This is a genomic window from Mucilaginibacter sp. (assembly GCF_039207105.1).
Taxonomy (GTDB): domain Bacteria; phylum Bacteroidota; class Bacteroidia; order Sphingobacteriales; family Sphingobacteriaceae; genus Mucilaginibacter.
Genome location: NZ_JBCECK010000045.1, coordinates 30,671 through 37,483, shown reverse-complemented (window position 1 = coordinate 37,483; position 6,813 = coordinate 30,671). Strand labels below are relative to the sequence as shown.

Below are 6,813 nucleotides of genomic sequence, written 5' to 3'. Positions count from 1 at the left end.
CCCCTATCCAGATAAGGACGCCCCTCAAAAAATTCGGGCACCTTTGTTTTCCAGAATTCAAAAATAGAGCTGCCCAAAAATACTACTCTTTTTTCGCCGGGCTTAGGATCACCAAGTGCTTTATTTTCATTAACGTAATGCGATAGCGCGGCCCAATCGTCTTTAAAATCCTCTTTTACAGCAACGTTGGCAGGTTTAGCTTTTACAGAATCGCCAGTGCTTTGCTGCGCATAAGCGGCTATACCAGTAAATAGTCCTAATATTATCAATAAACTCTTTTTTCTGTTCATATATGATTAAAGTAGATGTTCCTTTTTCAACTCAATGTAAACACACCAGCAATCAATTGTTTTAAAATTAACATTTGCTTTACAGGCAAGGGCTTAATTTGTGAAATTATATATATAACGAAACTATATATAATATTCATAAACCTATTATTGTATGAAAAAAACCTTATTAAGCCTGTTTGCGTTTACTGCTGTTGTAGTAACCGCCTGTAAAAAAGATCATAAGATCATTACTGATCCAATCACTTACCCGGATATAGCCGAAGCGGCAGATCCTGCCGTTTTAATGACCACTGCTGATGGTGTAAAAGCCTACAACGGCGGTTTTGGCTCGGCAGTGGCTCCCGACCATAAAGATCCCAACGTTTTTTATTTACTAACCGACAGGGGGCCTAACGCCGCCGGTTCTGTTACGGATGCCATTATTTTTGGCAAGGCTGATTTTACACCCCAAATTGGTAAGTTCAGGTTAAAAGATGGTAAACTGGTGCTGGAACAAACCATCATGTTAAAAAATGCTGCCGGTGCTTTGTTAAATGGTTTGCCGAATCCGGCAGGCGAAGGCGCCACAGGCGAGATCGCATACGACCTTACCGGCAAGGTACTTGCCCCGAATGCAGATGGCATTGACTCCGAAGGCATGGTTTTAGCTGCCGACGGCTCTTTCTGGATCAGCGACGAATACGGCCCGCACATTGTACACTTTGATGCCACCGGCCGTACCATTGAACGTATCAATCCATTTGGTACCGGTACCGGCGGCCGTAAAATTCCTTTGGTATTTGCTAAACGCAAACCTAACCGTGGTATGGAAGGACTTGCCATTACACCCGATGGAAAAACCCTGGTAGGTATGATGCAATCGCCCATGCTTAACCCTACTAAAGCCGCCGTAAGCAATTCTGTTGTGCTGCGTATATTAACCTTTGATATCGCATCGGGCGCAACTAAGCAATATGCCTATTTAATGGATAATGTAAGCCTAACCGGTGTAAGTGACATTGTAGCTGTTAACGCGACAACATTTTTAACAGTTGAACGCGATGGCTTATATGGCGGCGACAGCACCAACCCTGCTACATTTAAAAAAGTATTCAAAATAAGCCTTGATGGTGCTACCGATATCTCTGACCCGGCAAACGGTGCTACCGGAAAGCTTTATGGTGGTAAAACTGTTGAGGAACTGAATAACCAGGCAGGATTGCAGACAGCGGGCATTACCCCGGTTTCAAAAACTGTTGTCCTGGATCTTTTGAAAGACCTCCCATCCATTTACCCGCATGATAAGGCCGAAGGACTTGCTATATTACCGGGCAACATACTGGTAATTTCAAACGATGACGATTTTGGGATATTAGACAACGGTAAGGGTGGTTTTGCAGCTAAAATATTACCGGCTACAAAATCTGTAGATCATAACAGACTATATTTCAAAAAAATCAACTTGTAGCTATATATTACTTTAATCATAAGTTAAAAATACAGTGTTTTAACGGGTTGCCTTATCCAATAACTCTTATTAATTTGCTCAAAAATTAATTAATAATAAATGGCGTTGGAGCTACCTGCCAACGATTTGATTTTTGAGCTTTGCTTAGTAAAATATTAAGGGTTTAATCAAATAAACCCGGACATGTAAATAACCTTGAGAGACAAGCAAAAAATTGAGCATATAGTTGGTGATATGCTTAGTAGATGGTCCTGACCGGCCTCATTATAGCATTACTCCTAAACAGGGTAATGCTTTTTTTATTTTAACCCTCCAACTCAGCCTTTTTTAATACCAAAACATTAATAATTTCTTAATATGTTGTAAATTAGGGTTTAGTTAAGACCTCGCTATCAACCCTTTAATGTATCCATATTTATTACACAGTTGCGGGCTGACCATTTTTTATTTTCCGGCGAACTTACAATCCTTAAATTTGCTTTAAAAACCAAACCCCTATGCTAAAAAAAATACTTTTAACCTCACTGTCGGCTGTCGCGGTTATCCAGGTGCAGGCTCAAAAAATTGAACCCTCCGCCTGGCAAAAATTTCCGGATAGTACTACCGTAAAAGTTCACGCATCATATGACGATGTAACCGGTATCCATCGCTGGTTATTCGGTGAAAACTACCGTAAAGAATGGGCTATGCCTGTAAAGCTGCCGGTGATCAAACTGTCGCAAGTTAACGGTGGTCTCACTCCTGTTAAAGAAGGCGGCGGTATGGAATCAAAATCATTGCGTCTGCAAGATCCAAGCGGCAGGGAATGGGTATTGCGCAGCGTGGAGAAAATACCGGATAAGTTGCTGCCGCCTAACCTGCAAGGCACCTTTGCTGTTGATTGGGTGGGCGATGAATTTAGCGGCCAGCACCCTTACTCGGCTTTAATTGTGCCTCCACTGGCAGAGGCCGCCCGCGTTCCGCACGCTAATCCTGTTATTGGTGTGGTTGCTGCTGATCCGGCTTTGGGTCAGTATAGCAAAACCTTTGTGGGTACTGTTTGCCTGCTGGAAGAACGTGAGCCCACCGGTGATTCGGACAATACCTTTAAAATGGATCGTGAGCTCATCAAAAGTTATGATAACCGTTTGGACGGCGAAACGTTTTTACGGGCACGTATGCTCGACCTGCTTATGGGCGACTGGGACCGCCACGAAGATCAATGGCGCTGGGCAGTTACTAAAAACCAGGAAGGAAAAGGGAAATTATATACAAGCGTTCCGCGCGATCGCGACCAGGTATTTCACCTAACAGAAGGTGTATTTCCGTCCATTGCGGCATTACCCTGGATCGACCCTTTGCTGGAGGATTTTGACGGTGAGATACCGCGTGTAAAATTCTCATTGTTTAAAACACGCTTTGCCCGCGCCTATACCGATGCGCAAATGAACCATGACGAATACATGAAGGTGGTGAACGAATTTGTGAAAACCGAAACCGATGAAGTATTAGAAGCCGGCCTTAAGCGCCTGCCTATTGAAAACTACAAGTTCAGGCATGATGAATTATTTGCCAAGTTAAAAAAACGCAGGGATAACATTCCTGCCGCTATGGAGCAGTACTTTAAATTTTTTAACCGTATTGTAGATATACGTGCCACTGATAAGGATGAGCAGGTAACCATTACCGATGCTCCTGATAAGGCTATGCGTGTAGTAGTTGAAAAAATGGGCAAAAACGGTAAAGACAAAGGCACCCTGATGGATGTAACTTATCATCCCGACATTACCAAAGAAATAAGGCTATATGTTTCTGCAGGTGATGATCAGATAACCGTAAATACAGCCAACACGCCTATTAAACTAAGAGTGGTTGATAGTATTGGCAATAAAACCTTTGATATTAAGCAGGCAGCCACCAAAGTAAAAGTATACGACCCAACAGGCAATGTAAAATTTGTTGGCGATGAAAGCCGTGTGAGCAAACATTTTTCAAGCGATACTGCTAACGTTAGGTTTTTACCAACTAACCTGTACAACGTTTGGATGCCGCTGGCCACCGCAGCTATCAACAAAGATGATGGCTTTTTATTGGGTGTGGGTTTTAAATATACCGGCCATGATGGTTTCAGGAAACTACCCTACTCTACCGTACAGCAGGTAATGGTTACCCATGCCTTCGCTACAGACGCGTTCCGTATTAAATATAATGGCGAATGGATAGATGCCATTGACAAAGCAGATATCACCCTGCAAGCTTATGCGCAGGCCCCGGATAATACCGTAAACTTTTTTGGCCGCGGTAACGAAACCGTGCTTAATAAAGGCATCAACAACTACCGCAGGTTTTATCGTACCCGCTACGATATTTACCAGCTTGATCCCGCCCTGCGCTGGAAACTGGGCAGAGGGACAACTATTAGCGCTGGCCCTTCATTCCAATTTTATCACCTTGACCCAACCCGCAACGATGGGCGTTTCATTAATCAGCCAGGGGCTATCAATAGTTATGACAGCTTAACCACCAATAAAGACAAGGCTCATTTAGGCGCCCTGATCAACTTTGAAAGCGACCATAAGGATAATGATATCCTGCCTAAGAAGGGATATTACCTATCTATCAGGCTGCAAGGTTATGGTGGCCTTAACGACTATTCAAAATCATACGGACAGATCAGATCTGAGTTTACTTATTACCAAAAGCTAACTTCAAACGGATCAATTGTATTGTCTGACCGTGTTGGCGGTGGTGTGAGTGTTGGCAACCCGGCATTTTACCAATCTATGTTTTTGGGCGGGCAGGGCAACTTGTTAGGTTACCTGCAAAACCGTTTCGCGGGTCAGCATATGGTTTATAACAACCTGCAGGCACGTGTTAAACTGGCCGATATTGCCAGTTATATACTTCCCGGCCAGTTTGGCTTAATGGGTTTTTATGATACCGGCCGCGTTTGGATCAAGGACGAGCATTCTGACAAATGGCACTCAGGTACCGGCGGCGGCATATTCTTCGCGCCAGCCAGCTTAACCGTAATACAGATAATGGCTGGCCACTCCGATGAGGGTTGGTATCCATACATCGGTCTTAACTTCAGGTTATAAGCATGAATTAATAATACAAAGAGCCCTCTGATAGATAAAACTACAAGAGGGCTTTTTTGCGTCACACTTTAAACCTTAATCAACTTACCCTGATAAACAATTTTTCCCTTTAAAGTGATCACATAAATATATACCCCAGGGTTAATATTCAGCTGAATCACGTTGTTCAGTTCGTTGATAGTTTTGTTGAAGCTTATCCTGCCACCTGTGTCATACAGCTTAAATTCATAATCATTAATATCTCCGCTGAGGATATTTAGCTGACTGTGTACCGGATTAGGGTACAACGTAAACTGGCTATTTTGCAAAAACGTGGCATTAGCTAAATCAGAGTAAATAATTTTCCCATCATTGGTTATTAGCTTAGCCCTGTAATACTGGATACCTTTTTTAGGGCTAAAATCTGTAAACTGATAAGCCAAAGCTGTGCCCACTATGGTAGTACCTAATGGAGTATAGGCATTGGTACCCGTAAGTTTTTCCCATGTTATTGATTTCAGGTTAAATACACTGCCAATTTGCAAGTTAAGCACAATGGCATTCCCCAAAACATCGGTCAACAGGCTTTCCACATAACAACCAACACCCTGACTACCAACATCAATAGTAATACTCTTGATACCCTCAAAATCTGCTCCCTGAGCACTTACAGCAAAATAGGGCGATGATTGCTGCGTTGTGGGTATAACTATACTGGTATCAGTAGTTGTAGTAAACTGCTGCAATAAATTATTTTTGATATTGTAGATCACGTAGCGTCTACTGCCGGGTTGCGGTTTCCAATGCAGCAAGGTACCGTCGGCACAGTTATAGCCAACCTGTAAGTTTAAAGGTTTGGAGATAACGAACTCCTTGCTGAGATGTGCCTGGCCGCCAATTTCCATTTTGAGCACAGCGGTTGTAAAAGCATTGGGCGGGGTCCAGTTATAATATTTATTTTTTAGTGTGATGTTGCCTATAGATTGCCAGGTATTACCGTGGTCATAACTAACACTCAATTGGCCTGTTGCATTAGTTAATGAACTTTGCCAGCGCAGGTAGTTTTCATCGGCAGCAAAAAGCTGGTCGCGGCCAGAGGGGTATGTCCATTCAAACTGGTTGGCTTTTAAGGATTGATAGGCCACATAAAAAGTTTGCGAGCCCTTAGCTATTTTATTCCCCTTAACATGAATAACATAATTGCCAGCAGCGGGATTTTGTAGCGTAATCTGTTCAGTGTTGTTCAACGTATCCCTTTGCCTTTTCGCCGGGCGCGATAACGAATCGGCAGATGGATATGAACTCAGGGTCCAGGGCAATAGCGTTTGACCTCCTGGGGTAGTAACATTCAGGTCAAGATCATTGATCAGCGCTGAGGGTGCGTTGAGTGCAGCAGGGCGATCATTCCAGGCTAATGAAACTTTGAGTTCGCTGCAGCCGGCAGGTACAGCAATGGTATAACTCATTTGTTGTTGATTGCTTATCGTACCTTTTTTAAAACGGTTTTCGTTTATGGTTCGCAAAGCTTCCAGCGCATTTAACTGCCCGTAACCTGTTTTATGATCAGGGCCGGGCAGGCCAATATCATCTGCACTATTAACCAGCACACTTTTTATCAATGCGGCCGAAGGTAAACCTCCCTGTAGTTTTTTATAGGCCTGCTGTAACAATGCCACTGTACCCGAAACCAAAGCAGCCGCGCCGGATGTGCCATCTTCGCCGTTGGCTACAAGTTCGGGCTTAATGCGCCCGTCATAAGCCGGGCCTGCCGAACTTAGGTCTTCCGCTTTACCCTGTTGATCCGTACCTCCTATTACTAAAACATTCTTAGCCTGCTTAAATGTACCCGACAAGTTAGCCGCAGCTATACCGCTATACATACCGGTAGCCGGGGCTGATGTACCAATATTCCCCGACGAAAAGATATGAACCAGTGAGTCGGTTTCATACACCTGTTGATCATAGGCCACAGCCTCAACACCGTAATAATTCTCGATACCGGTACCATACGAAT

At 43.6% G+C, this 6,813-nt stretch carries 3 protein-coding genes and 1 pseudogene; 2 read left to right on the top strand and 2 right to left on the bottom strand.

What is annotated here, in order from left to right:
- Window positions 1–290, bottom strand: a pseudogene (locus tag AAGC65_RS11530) (hypothetical protein); the annotation flags it as partial.
- 154 nt (window positions 291–444) lie between these two features.
- On the opposite strand from AAGC65_RS11530, the gene AAGC65_RS11525 reads away from it, so the two are divergent.
- Complete coding sequence (locus AAGC65_RS11525; RefSeq protein ID WP_343112600.1) at window positions 445–1,740, top strand: esterase-like activity of phytase family protein; 1,296 nt, start codon at window positions 445–447, stop codon at window positions 1,738–1,740.
- Between the two features lie 497 nt (window positions 1,741–2,237).
- Window positions 2,238–4,820: a BamA/TamA family outer membrane protein gene (locus AAGC65_RS11520; protein WP_343112599.1), complete on the top strand. Its 2,583-nt coding sequence runs from the start codon at window positions 2,238–2,240 to the stop codon at window positions 4,818–4,820.
- Between the two features lie 68 nt (window positions 4,821–4,888).
- Here AAGC65_RS11520 and AAGC65_RS11515 read toward each other — a convergent pair.
- On the bottom strand, window positions 4,889–6,813 hold a 1,925-nt coding region (locus AAGC65_RS11515; protein WP_343112598.1), incomplete at its 5' end, for a S8 family peptidase.